Annotated in this window: 16 protein-coding genes, 3 tRNA genes, 3 rRNA genes and 1 other annotated feature (1 of these 23 only partly in view); of the genes, 8 read left to right on the forward strand and 14 right to left on the reverse strand. The window is 55.4% G+C overall.

Translation table 11 applies throughout. The annotated features are described in order from the left end of the window. The first annotated feature begins 57 nt into the window (after window positions 1-57). A complete protein-coding gene (locus J0X03_RS19545; protein WP_069099974.1) occupies window positions 58-2,298 on the forward strand; it encodes a TonB-dependent siderophore receptor in 2,241 nt (746 codons plus the stop codon). A gap of 105 nt (window positions 2,299-2,403) precedes the next feature. Here the strand turns inward: J0X03_RS19545 and J0X03_RS19550 are convergent. Together J0X03_RS19550 and dnaQ are read right to left on the reverse strand one after the other, a co-directional pair. Then, window positions 2,404-2,480, reverse strand: a tRNA-Asp gene (locus J0X03_RS19550). 144 nt (window positions 2,481-2,624) lie between these two features. Next, complete coding sequence (gene dnaQ / locus J0X03_RS19555) at window positions 2,625-3,368, reverse strand: DNA polymerase III subunit epsilon (RefSeq protein WP_033641945.1); 744 nt, start codon at window positions 3,366-3,368, stop codon at window positions 2,625-2,627. A gap of 72 nt (window positions 3,369-3,440) precedes the next feature. On the opposite strand from dnaQ, the gene rnhA reads away from it, so the two are divergent. Next, entirely contained in the window at window positions 3,441-3,908 is a 468-nt protein-coding gene (gene rnhA, locus J0X03_RS19560; protein ID WP_033641944.1) for a ribonuclease HI, read from the forward strand. Here rnhA and J0X03_RS19565 read toward each other — a convergent pair. Continuing rightward, a complete protein-coding gene (locus J0X03_RS19565; RefSeq protein WP_160203994.1) occupies window positions 3,905-4,624 on the reverse strand; it encodes a class I SAM-dependent methyltransferase in 720 nt (239 codons plus the stop codon). The genes rnhA and J0X03_RS19565 overlap by 4 nt on opposite strands. 44 nt (window positions 4,625-4,668) lie before the next feature. Between J0X03_RS19565 and gloB the strand changes: the two genes are divergently transcribed. Continuing rightward, entirely contained in the window at window positions 4,669-5,424 is a 756-nt protein-coding gene (gene gloB / locus J0X03_RS19570; protein WP_160203993.1) for a hydroxyacylglutathione hydrolase, read from the forward strand. 71 nt (window positions 5,425-5,495) lie between these two features. Next, window positions 5,496-6,878, forward strand: a complete 1,383-nt coding sequence (gene mltD / locus J0X03_RS19575; protein WP_033650995.1) for a murein transglycosylase D — start codon at window positions 5,496-5,498, stop codon at window positions 6,876-6,878. A 52-nt stretch (window positions 6,879-6,930) separates the two neighbouring features. Here the strand turns inward: mltD and J0X03_RS19580 are convergent, their stop codons facing one another. Continuing rightward, window positions 6,931-7,704, reverse strand: coding sequence for an endonuclease/exonuclease/phosphatase family protein (locus tag J0X03_RS19580; protein WP_202396323.1), 774 nt, complete (start codon window positions 7,702-7,704; stop codon window positions 6,931-6,933). A gap of 262 nt (window positions 7,705-7,966) precedes the next feature. Beyond that, window positions 7,967-9,142, reverse strand: coding sequence for an MFS transporter (locus J0X03_RS19585; protein WP_160203991.1), 1,176 nt, complete (start codon window positions 9,140-9,142; stop codon window positions 7,967-7,969). Between the two features lie 105 nt (window positions 9,143-9,247). Between J0X03_RS19585 and yafC the strand changes: the two genes are divergently transcribed. After that, the gene (gene yafC / locus J0X03_RS19590) at window positions 9,248-10,135 is read left to right on the forward strand and encodes a DNA-binding transcriptional regulator YafC (protein WP_060659930.1); all 888 of its coding nucleotides are present in this window, start codon (window positions 9,248-9,250) and stop codon (window positions 10,133-10,135) included. A gap of 47 nt (window positions 10,136-10,182) precedes the next feature. Here the strand turns inward: yafC and dkgB are convergent, their stop codons facing one another. From dkgB to rluD, 9 genes are all read right to left on the reverse strand, one after another. Next, the gene (gene dkgB / locus J0X03_RS19595; protein WP_033641939.1) at window positions 10,183-10,986 is read right to left on the reverse strand and encodes a 2,5-didehydrogluconate reductase DkgB; all 804 of its coding nucleotides are present in this window, start codon (window positions 10,984-10,986) and stop codon (window positions 10,183-10,185) included. Between the two features lie 214 nt (window positions 10,987-11,200). Continuing rightward, window positions 11,201-11,277, reverse strand: a tRNA-Asp gene (locus tag J0X03_RS19600). Window positions 11,278-11,371: 94 nt separating this feature from the next. Next, window positions 11,372-11,487: ribosomal RNA gene (gene rrf / locus J0X03_RS19605) — 5S ribosomal RNA — on the reverse strand. Between the two features lie 99 nt (window positions 11,488-11,586). Next, window positions 11,587-14,493 (reverse strand): 23S ribosomal RNA (locus J0X03_RS19610). Window positions 14,494-14,732: 239 nt separating this feature from the next. Further along, window positions 14,733-14,808, reverse strand: a tRNA-Glu gene (locus J0X03_RS19615). 88 nt (window positions 14,809-14,896) lie between these two features. Continuing rightward, a 16S ribosomal RNA gene (locus tag J0X03_RS19620) occupies window positions 14,897-16,438 on the reverse strand. Together the 16S, 23S and 5S rRNA genes with 2 tRNA genes alongside form the textbook arrangement of a ribosomal RNA operon. 512 nt (window positions 16,439-16,950) lie before the next feature. Further along, window positions 16,951-19,524, reverse strand: a complete 2,574-nt coding sequence (clpB, locus tag J0X03_RS19625; protein ID WP_025301647.1) for an ATP-dependent chaperone ClpB — start codon at window positions 19,522-19,524, stop codon at window positions 16,951-16,953. Between the two features lie 130 nt (window positions 19,525-19,654). Further along, complete coding sequence (gene yfiH, locus J0X03_RS19630) at window positions 19,655-20,386, reverse strand: purine nucleoside phosphorylase YfiH (protein WP_160203989.1); 732 nt, start codon at window positions 20,384-20,386, stop codon at window positions 19,655-19,657. After that, window positions 20,386-21,363: a 23S rRNA pseudouridine(1911/1915/1917) synthase RluD gene (rluD, locus tag J0X03_RS19635; RefSeq protein WP_160203988.1), complete on the reverse strand. Its 978-nt coding sequence runs from the start codon at window positions 21,361-21,363 to the stop codon at window positions 20,386-20,388. Before rluD ends, yfiH begins: the two co-directional genes overlap by 1 nt. Before the next feature lie 131 nt (window positions 21,364-21,494). Between rluD and bamD the strand changes: the two genes are divergently transcribed. The 3 genes from bamD to J0X03_RS19650 all read left to right on the forward strand — a co-directional run bounded on the left by bamD (window position 21,495) and on the right by J0X03_RS19650 (window position 23,051). Next, entirely contained in the window at window positions 21,495-22,226 is a 732-nt protein-coding gene (bamD, locus tag J0X03_RS19640) for an outer membrane protein assembly factor BamD (protein ID WP_004932456.1), read from the forward strand. 312 nt (window positions 22,227-22,538) lie between these two features. Next, window positions 22,539-22,880 carry a ribosome-associated translation inhibitor RaiA gene (gene raiA / locus J0X03_RS19645; RefSeq protein ID WP_004932457.1) on the forward strand — a complete coding sequence of 114 codons (342 nt, stop codon included), beginning with the start codon at window positions 22,539-22,541 and terminating at the stop codon, window positions 22,878-22,880. Between the two features lie 122 nt (window positions 22,881-23,002). Continuing rightward, window positions 23,003-23,061, forward strand: a sequence feature (Phe leader region) (it continues 68 nt past the right edge of the window). Beyond that, window positions 23,004-23,051: a hypothetical protein gene (locus J0X03_RS19650; protein WP_101428074.1), complete on the forward strand. Its 48-nt coding sequence runs from the start codon at window positions 23,004-23,006 to the stop codon at window positions 23,049-23,051. It overlaps the preceding feature by 48 nt.

Raw genomic sequence — 23,061 nt, forward strand, 5'->3', positions numbered from 1 at the left:
GATAAAAGAAGCATTCTCAAAAAACAACGTAACGACAATATCACCTGGGAAATAACGATGAAACGCAAACCTCTTTGGGTATTAAACCCATGTCTGCTGGCGTTGCTTGCGCCGGCGGCCTGGGCAGAAGATCAGAAAAACGGCAGCGAAGAGCAGGTGGTCGTCTCCGCCAGCCGTTCGCACCGCAGCGCGGCGGAAATGGCGCAGACGACATGGGTGATCGAAAGTCAGGAGATCGAACAGCAGGTCCAGGGCGGCAAAGAGATCAAGGACATGTTGGCTCAGCTGATCCCCGGCATGGACGTCAGCGGCCAGGGCCGCACCAACTATGGCATGAATATGCGCGGCCGTTCGATGATGGTGATGATCGACGGCGTACGCCTGAACTCGTCGCGCAGCGACAGCCGCCAGTTGGATTCGATCGACCCGTTCAATATCGACCATATTGAGGTGATTTCCGGCGCGACCGCACTGTACGGCGGCGGCAGCACCGGCGGCCTGATCAATATCGTGACCAAAAAGGGGCAACGAGAACAGCAGGTCGAATTACAGATCGGCAGTAAAACCGGCTTTGGCGGCCATAACGATCACGACGAAAACGTGGCGGCGGCGGTCAGCGGTGGCAACGACAACGCCTCGGGACGCCTGTCCGTTTCTTACCAACGCTACGGTGGCTGGTACGACGGCAAAGGCAACGAGGTGCTGATCGACAATACCCAAACCGGCCTGCAGTATTCCGATCGCCTCGACGTCATGGGCACCGGCACCCTCAACATCGACGAACACCAACAGCTGCAACTGACCACTCAATACTATAAAAGCCAATCCGACGGCGATCACGGCCTGTTCCTGGGAGAGAACTTTGCGGCGGTGACCGGCAATGCCAAGGCATACAACAGCGGCAACTTAAATTCCGACCGTATCCCCGGCACCGAACGCCATCTGATCAACCTGCAGTATTCCAACACCGATTTCCTCGGCCAGGATTTGGTGGCGCAGGTCTACTACCGCGACGAAACCCTGACCTTCTACCCGTTCCCGACGCTGGCGGGCAAAGCGCCGAACTATTACGTCAGCAGCATTGGCGCTTCGCAGCAAAAAACCGATTTTTACGGCGGCAAACTGACGTTAAACAGCAAACCTGTCGACGCGCTGACGCTGACTTACGGCCTCGACGCCGAGCATGAAAGCTTCAACGCCAACCAGCAGTTCTTCAACCTGGCGAAGGCCCAACAGTCCGGCGGCATGACGCTGGAGAACGCTTACGGCACCGGCCGCTACCCGAGCTATACCACCAGCAACCTGGCGTCGTTCCTGCAGGCCAGTTACGACATCAATCCCATCTTCACCCTGAGCGGCGGCGTGCGTTACCAGTACACCGAAAACAAGATCGACGACTTCGTCGGCTATAACCAGCAGCAGGCGATCGCCACCGGCGCCGCCGCCTCCGCCGACGCCATCCCGGGAGGGAAAACCGACTACAACAATGCGCTGTTCAACGCCGGTCTGTTGGCGCACTTGACCGAGCGTCAGCAAACCTGGTTCAACTTCTCTCAGGGCTTCGAGATCCCGGATCCGGGCAAATATTACGGCAACGGCACCTACGCGTTGAACGGCGGCCATTACCAGTTGCTGAAGAGCGTCAACGTCGGCGATTCCAAGCTGGAAGGCATCAAGGTCAACGCCTACGAGCTGGGCTGGCGCTATACCGGCGATAACCTGCGCACGCAAATCGCCGCCTACTACTCGTTGTCCGACAAGAGCATCGCCATCAACAAAACCGACATGACCATTAACGTCAATGCGGACAAGCGGCGCATCTATGGGCTGGAAGGTGCGGTGGACTACTTCTTCGAAGACAGCGACTGGAGCGCCGGCACCAACTTCAACTTCATCCGTTCTGAAACCAAGGTCAACGGCGAATGGAAGAAGCTGGTGGTCGATACCGCCAGCCCATCGAAAGTCACCGCTTACGTCGGCTGGGCGCCGGGCGACTGGAATCTGCGCTTGCAGTCGCAGCAAACCTTCGACGTGTCGGACGACGGCGATTATACCAAGGCCAACTCCACCCAAGGCCGCAAAATAGATGGCTACAACACCCTCGATTTCCTCGGCAGCTATGCCCTGCCGGTGGGGAAAATCAGCTTCAGCGTGGAAAACCTGTTGGATAAGGAGTACACCACCGTTTGGGGCCAACGCGCGCCGATCCTGTACAGCCCGACCTACGGCTCACCTGAGCTGTACAGCTATAAAGGCCGCGGACGCACCTTCGGTTTGAATTACTCGGTGTTGTTCTGAGGATAAGGGGCCGGTCTGCCGGCCCCGTTCCCTGGGCCGCACCGTTTTGCCGAGAGCGGAAACGACGAAACCCTGAGTTATCGCTAACTCAGGGCTTCTGAATAGTGGCGGAACGGACGGGGCTCGAACCCGCGACCCCCTGCGTGACAGGCAGGTATTCTAACCAACTGAACTACCGCTCCGCGCCATTCCCTCTTGCGGGGGAACGAGGCGCATATTACGGACGCCTCTCGGTTCCGTCAACGCCTTTTTCTCCGCAAATGAACCGTTTGCACAGTTTTTCAACGAAGGGTTGCCCAGTGCGTTTTTTTCGTGCAAAAACGCCGTTATTCCGCCGGCGCCCCGCGCCACAGGCAGCTGCCGCCCTTCTTCGCCACCAGATCCAGACGCGCCTCGTGCGCCTTTATTTCTTCGTCGCTGGCGTAGACCACTTTCATCGCCGTAGCCGGGCGGACGATACGCTGTATTTCTTGCGCGGCATCGTTTTGCTGGGTGTCGCCTTCCATTTGGAACGCTATCGACGTCTGACCGCCGGTCATCGCCAGATAGACTTCCGCCAGGATCTCGGCATCGAGCAATGCGCCGTGCAGCGTACGCTTGCTGTTGTCTATCTCATAGCGGCTGCACAAGGCATCGAGGTTGTTGCGCTTGCCCGGGAACAGGCGGCGCGCCATCATCAGGCTGTCGGTGATGGTGCAGAAGGTCTCGGTCTTCGGGATCCCCTGCTGCAGCATGCGGAATTCGTGATCCATAAAGCCGATATCGAACGCCGCGTTATGGATCACCAGCTCGCCGCCGCGGATAAAGTCGAGGAATTCGTCGGCAACCTGATCGAAGGTAGGTTTGTCGGCCAGGAAGTCGTCGCTGATGCCGTGTACGCCGTACGCTTCCGGATCCACCAGCCGATCCGGCTTGATGTATACGTGGAAGTTGCGCCCGGTCAGGCGGCGGTTAATCACTTCCACCGCACCGATTTCGATGATGCGGTGCCCTTCGTAGTGCACCCCAAGCTTGTTCATACCGGTGGTTTCGGTATCGAGGACAATCTGTCTGGTGGTTGTAGAGATCATATTGCAGTGCTCACAGCGCTCGTTTATGTCAGACTTGGCTTTTATAAAACTGATAGGAAGAGTCTACCAGAGATGCTCAAACAGGTAGAAATTTTCACCGACGGCTCCTGCCTTGGCAACCCTGGCCCCGGTGGCTACGGCGCGATACTGCGCTATAAGCAGACGGAAAAAACCTTCAGCGAAGGATTTCGTCTGACCACCAATAACCGCATGGAAATGATGGCGGCGATCGTGGCGCTGGAAGCGCTGACGGTGCCTTGCGCCGTGACGCTCAGCACCGACAGCCAGTACGTGCGCCAGGGCATTACCAGCTGGATCCATAACTGGAAGAAACGCGGTTGGAAAACCGCCGACAAAAAACCGGTCAAGAATGTCGATCTGTGGCAGCGGCTGGATCAGGCCATTCAGCGCCACACCGTTAAATGGGAGTGGGTCAAGGGCCACGCCGGCCACCCGGAGAACGAACGCTGCGACGAGCTGGCGCGCGAGGCGGCGGGTAAACCGACGCAGGATGACGTCGGCTACCAACCGGAAGCCTAAGGCAGCTTGCGATAACTCTTGGTCGCGCCCACCGCGCGGCTGAGAGACGGCTTTCTCGCCCCCAGTTTCATCGGCGTGGGCGTCAGCGGCAAGGTGCGCTTGCGCGCCACAATCACGCTCATGCAGCCCAGCGCCGGCAAATGGGTGCATAAAAACTTGCCGCCCTTGCGGTGCCACGGCAGCACGTGAAAACGCGCCTGGTGCAACACCTCGTAATTCAGCAGGCTGAGCCAATCCAACAACCGCATCTGGGTAAACATGCGGCTGACATAGGGCTGACGATGACGCAATCCGGGCACCAGCTTGCCCAATCCCAGCAGGCTGAACGGATTGAAGCTGCTGACAACCAGCCAGCCGTCGTCGATCAACACCCTATCCACCTCACGCAGCATGCGATGCGGATCGTCCGCGTAGGACAGCGTATGCGCCAACAGGCAGGCATCCACCGATTTGGCGGCGAACGGCAGTTGATAAGCGTCGGCGATCACCTGCAGCCCTTTCCCCTCCAGCCCTACGTTGACCTGGTGGGAGATTGCGCATTTATCCGTGGCCAGCTCGGCGCTGAGCATGCCCATCTTCAGCAGATGGAAGCCGAACAGCTTGGGCCACCAGGGTTGCAACTGCCGCTCGAGCGCTTCACGATAGTACTCCCCCCACGGCAGCTCAGCCCAGGACTGCGGGCCGGTGAGCTTTTGTAGAGTATGAGCTGGTTTCATGATTTATTATCTTCTTTCAAGCCGTTGCCAACGAGAGGTACACCATGAATCTTATCAGCATTCCCGCCTTCCAGGACAATTACATTTGGTTATTGGATGACCGGCAGGGGCGCTGCATTATCGTCGATCCGGGTGAAGCGCGGCCGGTGCTCGAGGCGCTGCAGCGCCTGCAGCTGGCGCCGTCGGCGATCCTGCTGACCCACCACCACCACGATCACGTCGGTGGCGTGGCGCAGATTGTCGCACAATACCCGGGCCTGGCGGTCTACGGGCCGCAGGAAACCGCTGGCAAAGGCGCCAACCACATCGTCCACGACGGCGACACCTTTGATATCGATGGCCGCCAGTACAGGACTATCGCCGTTCCCGGCCATACGCTGGGCCATGTGGCATTCTATAGTGCCCCTTATCTGTTCTGCGGCGACACCATTTTCTCCGCCGGCTGCGGCAGGCTGTTTGAAGGCACCGCAAAACAAATGTACGACTCATTTCAACAACTCGCGCAACTTCCCGATAACACCTTAATTTGCTGCGCGCATGAATATACTCTTTCAAATCTTAAGTTTGCGCGGGCTATTTTGCCGGAAGATCGAGAGATTGAAACATATCAACAACATGTTGAAGCGTTAAGGGCAAAAGGCCAAGCTAGCGTGCCGACCACGTTGCAATTAGAGCGCAAAATTAACCTGTTTTTACGTTGCCATTACGCTGATTTACAAAAGAAATTAGGCTTTAATTCACCACCGGAAAGCCTTCATTCAGTTTTTTCCGAATTACGCCTGCGGAAAGATAACTTCTAAGCTTTTAGTTGTGTTATTTGGCGAAGCAAAGTATTATTGCTCGTCTTTTAAGCAACTACATTGACACACACATGAAGGCTAAAGCGATATTTCTCGCCTCGGTCTTGCTAGTGGGTTGCCAGTCGTCCAGGCAGGACGCACCGGCGCCAGAACAGCATGCACAGAGTTTGTCTTCGGCTGGTCAAGATGGTGAAGCAGGAGAGTACACAGGAAATGGCCGAGCGAGCTCGGCGCGGTGGTTGGATAACAACAGTCCCGCCGCGCAACAGGACCTGTGGAACTTCATTAGCGACGAGCTGAAGATGGAGGTTCCGGAAAATTCCCGGATCCGTGACCAGAAAAGAAAGTACTTAAAAAGTAAGAGCTATCTCCACGATGTAACATTACGGGCAGAGCCGTACATGTACTGGATAGTCGGGCAGATTAAGAAACGTAATATGCCGATGGAACTGGTACTGCTACCCATAGTGGAGAGCGCTTTTGACCCACACGCCACGTCAAGTGCCAACGCCGCAGGGCTATGGCAAATCGTGCCGCAAACGGGTCGCAATTATGGTTTGAAAAACAATCAGTGGTATGACGGTCGACGCGATGTCGTCGCCTCGACAACCGCTGCGCTTAACATGATGCAGCGCTTGAACCGCATGTTTAACGGCGACTGGTTACTGACCGTAGCCGCCTATAACAGTGGTGAAGGCCGCGTGATGCAAGCGGTGAAGGCAAACAAACGCCAGGGTAAGCCAACCAATTTCTGGGCATTGTCGCTTCCGCGTGAAACGTCAATCTATGTCCCGAAAATGCTGGCGCTGAGCGACATCATCAAGAACAGCAAGAAGTACGGCGTGAAACTCCCGAAAACGGATGAAACCCGTGCGCTGGCTCGTATCGATGTCGGGCAGCAGATCCAGCTGACTCAGGCGGCTGAGATGGCTGGGCTTTCAGTCACCAAGATGAAAGCGTATAACCCAGGCTACAAAAAAGGCGTTACGGCACCCAACGGGCCCCATTACATCATGGTTCCCAAAGGGCATGCCGATCAGCTGAAAGACTCGCTGGCCGATGGCCAGATCGCCGTGACTCAGCCAACGACGCAGTTGGCGAAGAACAGCGGTTTGTCCGGTGGCAGTTCGTATAAAGTTCGCTCCGGCGACACCTTATCGGCCATAGCCAAGCGGCTGAACGTTAAGACCAGCGATTTGCAGAGTTGGAACAACTTACGCGCCAAGAGCGCCTTAAAAGTTGGGCAAACCCTGCAAGTGGCCAGCAATACTGGCAGTAACAGCAGTATCACCTACCAGGTTCGTAAAGGTGATTCGCTCGCCAGTATCGCACGTCGTCACGGCGTCGATATTAACGACGTGATGCGTTGGAATTCAACGCTCGCCAAAGGCAACCTGCAGCCAGGTCTGAAGCTGACCCTGTTTGTCGGCAACAAGATGACGCCGGATACTTAAATGTTCGGCACAAAAAAAGCACCCTACGGGGTGCTTTTTTATTAGCTGCGATTCACCATACCGGCGAGTCTTTCTCCGGATGAAACTCCACCAACAGCGGGTTGTGATCCGATGCGCTGGTCACCAGCACCGACGCCTCCACCACTCCCAGATTGCGGTAAAATACGAAATCCAGTGGACGACCGAAGGCCTTGCGGCGATGGTCGTCGGTGAAACTCACCTCGCGCAGCGCCATCTCTCCGGCAAAGTCATACAGCGCATTGATGCGCTTGCGGCTCCAGGCGTTGAAATCCCCCGCCATAATCACCGGCCCCCGGTGACTGGCGATCTGTTCGCCTATCGGCCCCAACTGCTTGCTGTAGACGTCGACGCCTAGGCTAAAGTTCACCGCATGGATGTTCACCACCATCAACAGCTCGCCGTTGTACAGCGGATAAACGGTGATCAGAGCCGACTTGGAAAGCCGCAGCAGCGGCTCCCGCTCACGCAGCGGGCAACAGTAAACAGGATGAGCGGCAGCCAGCGTCATCACGCCGGAAGGGTGCTGCGGCAGCACAAAGGCCGGCACCTGATCGGCCGCCAGATAGTTGGCGGTAGCGTAGCTCACCAACTCTGGCGTGGTTTGCGCCTCTTGCAACAATACCAGCTGCGCGTTTTTGCCATGGTTCTTCAGCACCGAAAGCCAGTCGGCTCGCTGCTGTTTGAAAATATTCCATACCATGACGCGCAGGGCGCCGGTCGTCGGCAGCGCCGCCCCTGGCGGCAACGGCTGGTTAACGGCACCAGGAAAGATTCGCTCAACTGGCTGACCTGCAACATACCTCATTGCATAAGTTCGTTTCGGCACGCGATTCGCCTATTACCCATTAACATGAAAACTGGCGATGAACACTCGCCAACGATGAATTGATTATACGCCTACCCTGCATAGAGGGCATGGCTTTTGCGGGCATCACCTTTTCAGTTATAGGGGCCGCCTGCAGCGATTTCAATCTTCTGACGGTATAGCTGTGTAAAGGTGAGGGGTAATAGGTGAAAAATGCGAAAAGGCCCGCAAAATGCGGGCCAGGCAGCAAGAGTTTTACGTATTAAGCCGTTTGCAGCTGAGACTTTTTATCCAGGCGACCGCTGAAGCTAACCAGTAACAATGCAACCACCACGATCAACGCGCCAATCCAGGGGGTCTGCGCCAGCCCCAGTGAGGCAACGGTCTGGCCGCCAATCACCGAGCCGAGCGCAATGCCGATGTTGAACGCCGCGATGTTGAGACCGGACGCCACATCCACCGCATTTGGCGTGTATTGCGCGGCTTTCTGCACCACATACACCTGCAGCCCCGGCACGTTGCCGAACGCGAACACGCCCATCACAATCACCGTCAGCAAAGCGGCAATACTGTGGCTGGCGGTAAGCTGGAACACCAGCAACAAAATGGCCAGCGCGGCAAAGATAAAGCTCAGCGCACGCACGGCCCCATGACGATCGGCCAGCTTGCCTCCCCAGATGTTACCCACAGCCACCGCGACGCCATAAGCCAACAGTATCCAGCTCACGGTCGGAGCAGAGAAGCCGGCCAGTTCCTGCATCATCGGCGCAAGGAAGGTAAAGGTCGTGAAGACCCCGCCGTACCCCAATGCGGTAATCGCGTAAATCAGCAGCAGACGAGGATGAGTCAGCACTTTCAGCTGTTCCCGCACGCCGGCGCTGCCCTGGTTCTTGATATTGCTCGGTACCAGAATAACGCTGGCCAGCGTGGCGACAGCGCCAATCAGAGAAACGGCCAGGAAGGTCTCACGCCAGCCAAACTGCTGGCCGATGAACGTCCCCAGCGGTACGCCGGTCACCAGCGCCACCGTCAGGCCACCAAACATGATGGCGATGGCGGAGGCCGCCTTCTCTTTTGCCACCAGGCTAGTGGCGATAGTGGAGCCGATAGAGAAGAACACGCCGTGCGCCAGGCCGGTCAACAACCGAGCCACTATCAGCGATTCATAGCTGGGTGACTGCCAGGCCAGCAGGTTGCCGAGAGTGAACAGCACCATCAGGCCAACCAGCAGCAGTTTGCGCGGTATGCGGCTGGTCAGGGCCGTCAGCACCGGCGCGCCAATGGCCACGCCGAGGGCATAGATAGTCACCAGCAATCCAGCGGACGGTACGGTCACCCCAAGCTGCTCCGCGATAGTCGGGATCAACCCGACAATCACGAACTCGGTCGTGCCGATAGCAAAAGCGCTGATGGTTAAGGCAAGTAATGCGAGTGGCATTTTTTACTCCGAAATAGCATTCAAGTTGATGACGGCTATTATCGGCCTATGCTTAAATGATAAAAATGCTCAAAATTTCAAATTAACTTTGCTATCGGAGCAAAAATGAAAGCAAACTCTGACGAGTTGATCACCTTTGTCACCGTCGTAGAAAGCGGCAGCTTCAGCCGGGCGGCCGAACGCCTGGAACAAGCGAACTCCGTAGTCAGCCGAACGGTGAAAAAACTGGAAAGCAAACTGGGCGTGACGTTGCTCAATCGCACCACGCGCCAAATCAGCCTGACTCAGGAAGGCGAGAATTACTTTCGCCAGGTGCAGAAGGTACTGAATGACATGGCCGCGGCGGAAAATGCGCTGATGGAAAGCCGCCAGCGTCCGCAAGGTCTGCTGCGCGTCGACGCGGCAACGCCGGTGGTGCTGCACATGCTGACGCCTTTAGTGGCAGAGTTCCGCGAACGTTATCCTGAAATGTCGTTATCGCTGGTGTCTTCGGAAAACTTTATCAATCTGATCGAGCGAAAAGTGGATATCGCGATCCGCGTAGGCGAGCTGACCGATTCTACGCTGAAAGCACGCAAGCTCATGACCAGCTACCGGCATGTGCTTGCCTCCCCCGCTTATCTGGCTCAGCACGGCACGCCGCAAACGGTAGAAGATCTTGAACATCACTGCTGCATCGGCTTCAACGACCTGCCCAGCTTGAACCGCTGGCCACTGGCTTGTTCAGATGGCAGCCAGTTGGAAATCACCCCCGGTTTGACCACCAATAGTGGAGAAACCCAGCGCCATCTCTGTCTGCATGGCAACGGTATCGCCTGTCTGTCGGACTTTATGAGCGACGAAGATATCAAACGTGGAGATTTGGTCCCGATTCTGGTGGAAGCGACGCTGCCGGTCGCCATGCCGATCAACGCGGTTTATTACAGCGACAGCGCCGTCAGCAACCGTCTGCGCAGCTTTATTGATTTTGTGAGTGAATACCTGAAACGATAAAAAAGGCGCCCCGATGGACGCCTTATGCTGACTACTGCGAGGAATGATTAATCCCAGTTTGGCGCCAGACCTTCCGGGCTAACCAGACGGCCGTTGCACTCCAGTGTGGCGATCTGCGCCATATCTTCGTCGGTCAGCGTCAGTTGCTGCGCCAACAGGTTGCTCGCCAGGTTTTCACGCTTGGTAGAGGATGGAATAACCGCATAGCCCAGCTTCAGTGCCCAAGCCAGGACAACCTGTGCAGGGGTCGCATTGTGACGTGCGGCGATGCTTTTGATCGTTTCATCCTGCAGCGCTTTGCCATAGGCCAATGTCATGTAAGAAGTGATGGCGATGCCATGCTGCTGCGCGAATGCTACCACCTTACGGTTCTGCAAGAACGGTGACAACTCGATTTGGTTGGTGGCGATTTCATCGGCGCCAATCGCGTCAATCGCTTGCTGCATCAAGTCGATGGTGAAGTTAGATACGCCAATTTGGCGGGTCAGCCCCAGCTTTTTCGCTTCCAGCAGCTCAGCCATAAATTCGGCAACCGGCACTTCGTCATTGGGTGACGGCCAGTGGATCAGCGTCAGATCAACGTAGGACGTTTGCAGTTTTTTAAGGCTTTCTTGCAGGCTTGGGATCAACGTGCCTTTCGCCAGGTTCGCGATCCAAATCTTGGTGGTGATGAACAGGTCTTCACGTTTCACACCGCTGGCAGCGATAGCCTGGCCAACAGCCGCTTCGTTTTCATAGATCTGTGCGGTATCGATAGTGCGATAGCCCAGCTCGAGTGCGGTGCTGACAGAATCGATAACAACCTGATCCTGAAGGCGGAAAGTACCTAAACCAAATGCAGGGATGCTCATAATGTTTTCTCTCATTAACGGGTAGATGCGGTATGAGGAAGATTATGGCAACTTTTTTATTGATCAAAAACGCCTGGTTCGGCATAAGACTTTTGATCTAAAGGCAACAATATGGAGAAAGCAAGGCTGTCAGGAGGGACAATTCCAGCCTGAGAAGCGCAAAATTCAGATATGAAAAAGCCCTGAGTCAGAGACTCAGGGCTTATCAATTAAGTGGCGGAACGGACGGGGCTCGAACCCGCGACCCCCTGCGTGACAGGCAGGTATTCTAACCAACTGAACTACCGCTCCACCGATTCTTTTACGTTGTATCTTTCGATACCGGCAATATCGCGCTCTGCGACTTGCGCATTACCAGTCGTCACACTGATAACGTTTATTTGATGCCTGGCAGTGTCCTACTCTCGCATGGGGAGACCCCACACTACCATCGGCGCTACGGCGTTTCACTTCTGAGTTCGGCATGGGGTCAGGTGGGACCACCGCGCTATTGCCGCCAGGCAAATTCTGTTTCATTCCAACCGCCTCACTTCCGTGAAGCCATCAGAATCAATCTTGGAACGTCGCTGAAAATCTCTCTAAAAACACCTTCGGTGTTGTAAGGTTAAGCCTCACGGATCATTAGTACTGGTTAGCTCAATGCATCGCTGCACTTACACACCCAGCCTATCAACGTCTTAGTCTTAAACGTTCCTTCAGGGGCCTTAAAGGCCCAGGGAAGACTCATCTTGAGGCAAGTTTCGCGCTTAGATGCTTTCAGCGCTTATCTTTTCCGCACTTAGCTACCGGGCAATGCCATTGGCATGACAACCCGAACACCAGTGGTGCGTTCACTCCGGTCCTCTCGTACTAGGAGCAACCCCTCTCAATCTTCCAACGCCCACGGCAGATAGGGACCGAACTGTCTCACGACGTTCTAAACCCAGCTCGCGTACCACTTTAAATGGCGAACAGCCATACCCTTGGGACCTACTTCAGCCCCAGGATGTGATGAGCCGACATCGAGGTGCCAAACACCGCCGTCGATATGAACTCTTGGGCGGTATCAGCCTGTTATCCCCGGAGTACCTTTTATCCGTTGAGCGATGGCCCTTCCATTCAGAACCACCGGATCACTAAGACCTACTTTCGTACCTGCTCGAGCCGTCACTCTCGCAGTCAAGCTAGCTTATGCCTTTGCACTAACCTCACGATGTCCGACCGTGATTAGCTAACCTTCGTGCTCCTCCGTTACTCTTTGGGAGGAGACCGCCCCAGTCAAACTACCCACCAGACACTGTCCTCACCCCGGATCACGGGGCCGAGTTAGAACATCAAACATTAAAGGGTGGTATTTCAAGGATGGCTCCACGCAGACTGGCGTCCACGCTTCAAAGCCTCCCACCTATCCTACACATCAAGGCTCAATGTTCAGTGTCAAGCTATAGTAAAGGTTCACGGGGTCTTTCCGTCTTGCCGCGGGTACACTGCATCTTCACAGCGAGTTCAATTTCACTGAGTCTCGGGTGGAGACAGCCTGGCCATCATTACGCCATTCGTGCAGGTCGGAACTTACCCGACAAGGAATTTCGCTACCTTAGGACCGTTATAGTTACGGCCGCCGTTTACTGGGGCTTCGATCAAGAGCTTCGCCTTGCGGCTGACCCCATCAATTAACCTTCCAGCACCGGGCAGGCGTCACACCGTATACGTCCACTTTCGTGTTTGCACAGTGCTGTGTTTTTATTAAACAGTTGCAGCCAGCTGGTATCTTCGACTGGCTTCAGCTCCATCCGCGAGGGACTTCACCTACATGCCAGCGTGCCTTCTCCCGAAGTTACGGCACCATTTTGCCTAGTTCCTTCACCCGAGTTCTCTCAAGCGCCTTGGTATTCTCTACCTGACCACCTGTGTCGGTTTGGGGTACGATTTAATGTTACCTGGAGCTTAGAGGATTTTCCTGGAAGCAGGGCATCAACTACTTCTGCACCGTAGTGCATCGTCATCACGCCTCAGGGTTAGTATGCAACCGGATTTACCAGGTCACACCCCCTACACGCTTAAACCGGGACAACCGTCGCCCGGCTAGCCTAGCCTTCTCCGTCCCCCCTTCGCAGTAACACCAAGTACAGGAATATTAACCTGTTTCCCATCGACTACGCTTTTCAGCCTCGCCTTAGGGGTCGACTCACCCTGCCCCGATTAACGTTGGACAGGAACCCTTGGTCTTCCGGCGAGCGGGCTTTTCACCCGCTTTATCGTTACTTATGTCAGCATTCGCACTTCTGATACCTCCAGCAACCCTCACAGGCCACCTTCAACGGCTTACAGAACGCTCCCCTACCCAACAACGCTAAGCGTCGCTGCCGCAGCTTCGGTGCATGGTTTAGCCCCGTTACATCTTCCGCGCAGGCCGACTCGACCAGTGAGCTATTACGCTTTCTTTAAATGATGGCTGCTTCTAAGCCAACATCCTGGCTGTCTATGCCTTCCCACATCGTTTCCCACTTAACCATGACTTTGGGACCTTAGCTGGCGGTCTGGGTTGTTTCCCTCTTCACGACGGACGTTAGCACCCGCCGTGTGTCTCCCGTGATAACATTCTTCGGTATTCGGAGTTTGCATCGGTTTGGTAAGCCGGGATGGCCCCCTAGCCGAAACAGTGCTCTACCCCCGAAGATGAGTTCACGAGGCGCTACCTAAATAGCTTTCGGGGAGAACCAGCTATCTCCCGGTTTGATTGGCCTTTCACCCCCAGCCACAAGTCATCCGCTAATTTTTCAACATTAGTCGGTTCGGTCCTCCAGTTAGTGTTACCCAACCTTCAACCTGCCCATGGCTAGATCACCGGGTTTCGGGTCTATACCTTGCAACTAATCGCCCAGTTAAGACTCGGTTTCCCTACGGCTCCCCTATACGGTTAACCTTGCTACAAAATATAAGTCGCTGACCCATTATACAAAAGGTACGCAGTCACACCACGAAGGTGCTCCCACTGCTTGTACGTACACGGTTTCAGGTTCTATTTCACTCCCCTCGCCGGGGTTCTTTTCGCCTTTCCCTCACGGTACTGGTTCACTATCGGTCAGTCAGGAGTATTTAGCCTTGGAGGATGGTCCCCCCATATTCAGACAGGATGTCACGTGTCCCGCCCTACTCATCGAACTCACGACCTGTGCATTTTAGTGTACGGGGCTATCACCCTTTACTGCGCGACTTTCCAGACGCTTCCACTAACACACAAGCCGATTCAGGTTCTGGGCTCCTCCCCGTTCGCTCGCCGCTACTGGGGGAATCTCGGTTGATTTCTTTTCCTCGGGGTACTTAGATGTTTCAGTTCCCCCGGTTCGCCTCATGCCACTATGTATTCATGACATGATAGTGTGTCGAAACACACTGGGTTTCCCCATTCGGGTATCGCCGGTTGTAACGGTTCATATCACCTTACCGACGCTTTTCGCAGATTAGCACGCCCTTCATCGCCTCTGACTGCCTAGGCATCCACCGTGTACGCTTAGTCACTTAACCTCACAACCCGAAGATGTTTCCATCGTTCGCGCTGCAAACATTTGAGAGACTCTATGACAGGTTACTCTTCATCCCAATACATCTACGGAGGGACAAATTTCAGCCGTCATGTTTCAATTTTCAGCTTGTTCCAGATTGTTAAAGAGCAATATCTTAAACATGACTCGGAAGTCATCTTTAAGATATGGTGTATCGTCAGATACTTGGGACCGCCGCTTTCACCGGGTGGGTCGGAAGCTTGGCGTCCCCTAGGGGATTCGAACCCCTGTTACCGCCGTGAAAGGGCGGTGTCCTAGGCCTCTAGACGAAGGGGACACGACACCGTACTTTTATGACGCTTTTGCTCGTTACTTTTTCATCAGACAATCTGTGTGAGCACGCCACGCGAACTAATATCTTTAGGTAAGGAGGTGATCCAACCGCAGGTTCCCCTACGGTTACCTTGTTACGACTTCACCCCAGTCATGAATCACAAAGTGGTAAGCGCCCTCCCGAAGGTTAAGCTACCTACTTCTTTTGCAACCCACTCCCATGGTGTGACGGGCGGTGTGTACAAGGCCCGGGAACGTATTCACCGTAGCATTCTGATCTACGATTACTAGCGATTCCGACTTCATGGAGTCGAGTTGCAGACTCCAATCCGGACTACGACATACTTTATGAGGTCCGCTTGCTCTCGCGAGGTCGCTTCTCTTTGTATATGCCATTGTAGCACGTGTGTAGCCCTACTCGTAAGGGCCATGATGACTTGACGTCATCCCCACCTTCCTCCAGTTTATCACTGGCAGTCTCCTTTGAGTTCCCGGCCGAACCGCTGGCAACAAAGGATAAGGGTTGCGCTCGTTGCGGGACTTAACCCAACATTTCACAACACGAGCTGACGACAGCCATGCAGCACCTGTCTCAGAGTTCCCGAAGGCACCAATCCATCTCTGGAAAGTTCTCTGGATGTCAAGAGTAGGTAAGGTTCTTCGCGTTGCATCGAATTAAACCACATGCTCCACCGCTTGTGCGGGCCCCCGTCAATTCATTTGAGTTTTAACCTTGCGGCCGTACTCCCCAGGCGGTCGATTTAACGCGTTAGCTCCGGAAGCCACGCCTCAAGGGCACAACCTCCAAATCGACATCGTTTACAGCGTGGACTACCAGGGTATCTAATCCTGTTTGCTCCCCACGCTTTCGCACCTGAGCGTCAGTCTTCGTCCAGGGGGCCGCCTTCGCCACCGGTATTCCTCCAGATCTCTACGCATTTCACCGCTACACCTGGAATTCTACCCCCCTCTACGAGACTCTAGCTTGCCAGTTTCAAATGCAGTTCCCAGGTTGAGCCCGGGGATTTCACATCTGACTTAACAAACCGCCTGCGTGCGCTTTACGCCCAGTAATTCCGATTAACGCTTGCACCCTCCGTATTACCGCGGCTGCTGGCACGGAGTTAGCCGGTGCTTCTTCTGCGAGTAACGTCAATTGATGAACGTATTAAGTTCACCACCTTCCTCCTCGCTGAAAGTGCTTTACAACCCGAAGGCCTTCTTCACACACGCGGCATGGCTGCATCAGGCTTGCGCCCATTGTGCAATATTCCCCACTGCTGCCTCCCGTAGGAGTCTGGACCGTGTCTCAGTTCCAGTGTGGCTGGTCATCCTCTCAGACCAGCTAGGGATCGTCGCCTAGGTGAGCCATTACCCCACCTACTAGCTAATCCCATCTGGGCACATCTGATGGCAAGAGGCCCGAAGGTCCCCCTCTTTGGTCTTGCGACGTTATGCGGTATTAGCTACCGTTTCCAGTAGTTATCCCCCTCCATCAGGCAGTTTCCCAGACATTACTCACCCGTCCGCCGCTCGTCACCCGGGGAGCAAGCTCCCCTGTGCTACCGCTCGACTTGCATGTGTTAAGCCTGCCGCCAGCGTTCAATCTGAGCCATGATCAAACTCTTCAATTAAAAGCTTGATTTGCTTCCACTCGAGAAGCGGTGCTCAAAGATTTACTGCATGAATTTTACTTCAGTTAGTCACTCTTCAAGACTTGATATTTTTTTTGCATCCGAAGATGCTGGATATCGTCTTGTGGAGTGCCCACACAGATTGTCTGATAAATTGTTAAAGAGCAGTGCCGAGAAACTCATCGGCGCGGGCTGCGTATATTACGCTTTTCACCCGGAGAGTCAAGCGTTTATTTCGCTTTCTTCTCGCTGACCCGGCGGCTTGTCAGTCGTTGTTCCCGGTCAGTGGAGGCGCATTATAGGGAGTTCTCGGCGGGCCGCAACCCCTAAATGCAAAAAACTTTTCAAGCGTTCAAATAATCACCAAAAACGCCTTTTTAGGATGTTTATTAGTCAAAAAATGCCGATTTTAGCGCAGTAATAGCGGCAACCCCTGTAAATAGGGACAAACGAAGATAAAGAAAAGGGAGCGGTCCCCCGCTCCCTTTCATCTTTATTATCCTTAATCGCCGTTATTGGCGGGCAACGATATGGTCGTTTTCCACATCCAACGTCACCAGCTTGCCAGGTATCAGCTTGCCGGACAGGATTTGTTGCGCCAGCGGGTTCTCGATTTCCTGCTGAATAGCGCGTTTCAACGGGCGCGCGCCATATACAGGGTCGTAGCCTGTTTTGCTTAACAGCGCCAGAGCCGGTTCGGTCATGGTCACTTCGTAACCGCGCTCTTCCAAACGCTTGTACAGACGCGACAACTGAATCTTGGCGATCGCGGCGATGTGTTTCTCGCCCAGCGGGTGGAACACCACCACTTCGTCGATACGGTTGATGAACTCTGGACGGAAGTGGTGACTCACCATCTCCATCACCGACTCTTTCATCTGCGCGTAGTTCATCTGACCGAAATGCTCCTGGATCAGATCGGAACCCAGGTTGGACGTCATGATCACCACGGTATTGCGGAAATCGACGGTGCGGCCTTGACCATCGGTCAGGCGGCCGTCATCCAACACCTGCAACAGAATATTGAACACGTCCGGGTGCGCTTTCTCGACTTCATCCAGCAGAATCACCGAATAAGGCCGGCGACGTACGGCTTCCGTCAGGTAGCCGCCCTCTTCATAACCGACATAGCCCGGAGGCGCACCGACCAGACGCGAAACGGAGTGTTTCTCCATAAACTCGGACATATCGATACGCACCATGGCGTCGTCGCTGTCGAACAGGAACGAAGCCAGCGCCTTGCAGAGCTCGGTTTTCCCCACCCCGGTCGGGCCGAGGAACAGGAACGAACCGATCGGTCGGTTAGGATCGGACAGCCCCGCACGGCTGCGGCGAATCGCATTGGAGACTGCGCTGACCGCTTCGTCCTGGCCAATCACTCGCGAATGCAGTTCTTGTTCCAGGCGCAGCAGCTTGTCGCGCTCGCCTTCCAGCATTCTTGCGACCGGGATCCCGGTGGCACGCGCCAGCACTTCGGCAATCTCCGCATCGGTCACCCGGTTGCGCAGCAGCTTCATGCTCTTGCCTTCGGCCTGCGTGGCGGCGGCGAGCTGTTTTTCCAGCTCAGGGATTTTGCCGTACTGCAGTTCCGACATCCGCCCCAGATCGCCGACGCGACGCGCCTGCTCCAGGGTGATTTTGGCCTGCTCGAGTTCAGCCTTGATATTCTGGGTGCCGGAGAGCGACGCTTTTTCCGCTTTCCACTCTTCTTCCAGCTCCGAGTATTCGCGCTCTTTCTGCCCCAGCTCATCGCTCAGCATGTCCAGGCGTTTCTTGCTGGCGTCATCAGACTCTTTATTCAGCGCCTGCTGTTCCAGTTTCAATTGGATGATGCGGCGCTCAAGCCTGTCGAGCGACTCCGGCTTGGAGTCCATCTGCATGCGAATGCTGGACGCCGCTTCGTCGATAAGGTCAATAGCCTTGTCCGGCAATTGACGATCGGCGATATAGCGGTGCGAAAGCGTTGCCGCCGCCACAATGGCCGGGTCGGTGATCTGCACGTGGTGGTGCAGTTCGTAACGCTCTTTCAGGCCGCGCAGAATAGCAATGGTGTCTTCCACGCTCGGCTCAGCCACATACACTTTCTGGAAACGACGTTCGAGCGCCGCATCCTTCTCTATATATTGACGGTATTCATCCAGCGTGGTGGCACCGACGCAGTGCAGCTCGCCGCGCGCCAGCGCCGGCTTCAGCATATTGCCTGCGTCCATCGCGCCATCCGCCTTACCGGCACCGACCATGGTATGCAGTTCGTCGATAAACAGGATAACGCTGCCTTCCTGCTTGGCCAGATCGTTGAGCACGCCTTTCAGACGCTCTTCAAACTCGCCGCGATATTTGGCGCCGGCGATCAAGGCGCCCATATCGAGGGACAATACGCGCTTGTGCTTCAGTCCTTCCGGCACTTCGCCGTTAATGATGCGCTGCGCCAGACCTTCGACGATGGCGGTTTTACCCACGCCAGGCTCGCCGATCAACACCGGGTTGTTTTTGGTACGGCGTTGCAGCACCTGAATGGTGCGACGGATCTCTTCGTCACGGCCGATCACCGGGTCAAGCTTGCCCTGCTCAGCACGTTCGGTCAGATCGATAGTGTATTTCTTCAATGCCTGCCGTTGGTCTTCGGCGCCTTGGTCTTCCACGCTGTCACCGCCTCTCATTTGTTCAATGGCTTTGCTGATTTTGTCGGCCGTCGCGCCGGCCGCTTTCAACAAGTCGGTCAACGAGCCGCGGTCTTCCAGCACCGCAAGCACAAACAGCTCGGAAGAAATGAATTTGTCCGCACGCTTTTGCGCCAGCTTGTCGCACAGGTTCAAAACGCGCACCAACTCGTGGGACGGTTGAACGTCGCCACCGGTGCCTTCTACCTGCGGTAAACGGGACAGCGCCTGTTCGATCTCGGTGCGCACACGCCCGGCATCGATACCTGCGGAAGTTAATAGTGGACGAACCGTGCCCCCTTCCTGATTGAGCAGGGCGCTCATCAGATGTAGCGGTTCAATAAACTGGTTGTCGTGCCCAAGGGCTAGTGACTGGGCATCGGCGAGGGCAAGCTGGAATTTGTTGGTAAGACGATCCAGACGCATAACACCTCCAAGATGGGTCGAAATTGCTACTGGAGATTAAATGAGGTCATCCCTCAAATTTTCAAGGTTATCTCGACGCTAAATTTTCGGTACAACGCCATGCGTCGTTGGATCGTCCTAATTCAATAGGTTATATCAGCCAGATTAAACTTGCCAGACGTCCGGTTATTCCATCGCGTCGATAGGAGAAAAAATGGCTCATTTCGTTAACCGTACAGCGGTCGCCGCCATAAATGGCCTGAACGCCCGCACGCAACAAGCGTTGGCGAGCCAGCAAGTAGATATTAGCCAAAAACTTATCGCCGTGCGGGGTAAATGCCGCTGCGGCCTCAGCGTCTTCCGCCATGAAAGCGGCGCGCACCTCCGGCCCGACCTCGAACTGCTGCGGGCCGATCGCCGGCCCCAGCCAGGCGCTGATTTGGCCCGGTGCGGCGCTGAACGCCGCCACGGTTTGCTCCAGCACGCCGTGGCATAGCCCACGCCAACCGGCGTGAGCGGCTGCCACTTCGTCGCCGTGCTGCGAGCAGAACAGCACCGGCAGACAATCCGCCGTCATCACTGCGCACACCTGACCCGGCACGTTGGTGTACACCGCATCCGCCCGCAGATCGGCGGGCGCTTGTCCCGTCAACGTCACCACGCGAGTGCCGTGCACCTGCTCGAGCCATACCGGCATCTGCGGCAAGCCGGCGGCGGTAACCAACCTTTCCCGATTGCGCTTCACCGCTTGCGCCTCGTCGCCCACGTGAGCGCCGAGGTTCAGCGAGTCATAAGGTGGCAGGCTGACGCCACCATCGCGCGTGGTGCTGCAAGCTTTAACGCCGGGAGGCAACGGCCAGTCGGGCAGAATGAGCGAGCGCATTACCAGTCCATCTGATCTTTGAATTCTTCGGTGTCCGCCTTCAGCGCGTTGATCAGATCAACCATGTCCTGCGGCAGCGGCGCATGCCACTCCATCTGGATGCCGCTGATCGGGTGATACAAACGCAGCATGGTAGCGTGCAGCGCCTGGCGGTCAAAGCCGCGCAGCGTGTTGATGAAGGCCTCCGAAGCGCCTTTCGGCGGACGCGGACGGCCGCCGTACAGCGGATCGCCCACCAGCGGATGGCTAATGTAAGCCATGTGCACGCGGATCTGGTGAGTACGGCCGGTTTCCAGGCGCAAGCGCAGACGAGTGTGCGCGCGGAAGTGCTCCATAATGCGATAGTGCGTCACCGCCAGCTTACCCATCGGGTGCACCGCCATGTGAGTGCGCTTGGTGGAATGGCGCGCGATGGGTTCTTCTACCGTACCGCCTGCCGTCATGGTGCCGATCGCCACCGCTTCGTATTCACGGGTGATTTCGCGCGCCTGCAGCGCCTCCACCAGCCGGGTTTGCGCCGGCACGGTTTTCGCCACCACCATCAGGCCGGTGGTGTCTTTATCCAGACGGTGCACGATGCCGGCACGCGGCACGTCGGCGATTTCCGGGTAGTGATGCAGCAGCGCATTGAGCACCGTGCCGTCCGGGTTACCGGCGCCAGGGTGCACCACCAAATCGCGCGGCTTGTTGATCACCAGGATATCGCTGTCTTCATAGACGATATCCAGCGCGATATCCTGCGGCTCCCAACGCGCTTCTTCTTCTATCTGTGCATCGATGGCGACTGTCTCTCCGCCCAGCACCTTCTCTTTCGGTTTGTTTGACGTTTTGCCATTGACCTTCACCCGATCGCCCAGGATCCACTCTTTTATGCGAGATCGTGAATAATCAGGGAACAATTCGGCCAAAGCCTGATCTAAACGTTGTCCGAGTTGAGATTCGGCCACCGTTGCGGTGAGTTGTACTTGTTGTGCCATATGCAGCTTCTTCGTTAACGTTGGGTTTTCACGGCGATGCCGTTTAATATAATGTGCTATTGTACCTGGTCTTTGTCGGGAGCTTAACGGACAGTCTCCCGGAATAACACCCTGAGGATAATCAAAACGTCATGACGCGTATGAAATATCTGGTGGCGGCAGCCACGTTGAGCCTGGCGCTGGCAGGTTGCTCCACATCCAAGGATGCGGTTCCCGACAACCCGCCTTCGGAAATCTATGCTACCGCGCAGCAAAAACTGCAGGACGGTAACTTCAAGGGCGCGATTACGCAACTCGAAGCGTTAGATAACCGCTATCCTTTCGGGCCGTATTCCCAGCAGGTCCAGCTGGATTTGATTTACGCCTATTATAAGGCTGCCGACTTGCCAATGGCTCAGGCATCCATCGATCGCTTCATGCGCCTGAATCCGACGCACCCGAACATCGATTACGTGATGTACATGCGCGGCCTGACCGATATGGCGCTTGATGACAGCGCGCTGCAGGGCTTCTTCGGGGTTGACCGTTCGGACCGCGATCCTCAGCACGCTCGCGCTGCGTTCCGCGACTTCAGCCAGTTGATTCAGCAATACCCGAACAGCCAATACGCGACCGACGCCAACAAGCGTTTGGTGTATCTGAAAGATCGTTTGGCCAAGTATGAGCTTTCGGTGGCGGAATACTACACTAAACGTGGTGCTTACGTCGCGGTCGTTAATCGCGCCGAGCAGATGTTGCGTGAATTCCCGGATACCAAAGCGACGCACGACGTGTTGCCGCTGATGGAAAATGCCTACAAGCAGCTGCAGCTGAACGGCCAGGCTGACAAAGTGGCCAAAGTGATCGCCGCCAACCCACAATAAGCGCGCGTCGGCAACGGCAGAAAAACCAAACGGCAGCCAAGGCTGCCGTTTTCATTGGCGTCGACCTGGTTTTTACTGGAAAAATACACAAGTAAAAACACGGTGTTAGCTAGCGCTCCTCACCGGTCAACTCATCGATAATGCGCCATCCGGCGGCAACTCTCAAGCATTAGATAGCCAATTCAAATGCTGAATCACAGATTGAACTAACTTTGCAAAAAGTGACAAAAAATCGTGATTTACATCACGCATTTAAACAAAAAGCGGGGTATGCTGGATTCACCAAGACGGAAAGACAGAGAGGTAAGTTATATGACATTGAACATTACCAGCAAACAAATGGATATCACTCCCGCAATCCGCAATCACGTCGAAGACCGTCTCACCAAACTGGAAAAATGGCAGACCCAGCTGATTAACCCGCATATCGTCTTATCCAAAGAGCCGCAAGGGTTTGTCGCCGACGCTACCATTACTACGCCTAACGGCCCGCTGGTCGCCAGCGCCAAACATGATGACATGTATACCGCCGTTAACGAGCTGATCGCCAAACTGGAGCGCCAGTTGAACAAAGTGCAGCACAAAGGCGAAGCGCGCCGCTGCAATGCCAGCGTGAAAGACATTGTGCCGGAAGTCACGCAAGAGCAGGAATAACCGTCCGACAGCGATTGCCGCATCAAACGCGCCCGAGGGCGCGTTTTTTGTCGGGTATTTTTGTTGACGGGGTAAAAGCCAGCGGTTACTTTAAAACCTGTTCGCATTAACCTTAGGTAGACCATGCCACGCACACCGTTTTTCTTCGCATTCTTTTTTACCTTCCCCTGACTGGGAGGCG

Source organism: Serratia ureilytica (assembly GCF_017309605.1).
Lineage (GTDB): Bacteria > Pseudomonadota > Gammaproteobacteria > Enterobacterales > Enterobacteriaceae > Serratia > Serratia ureilytica.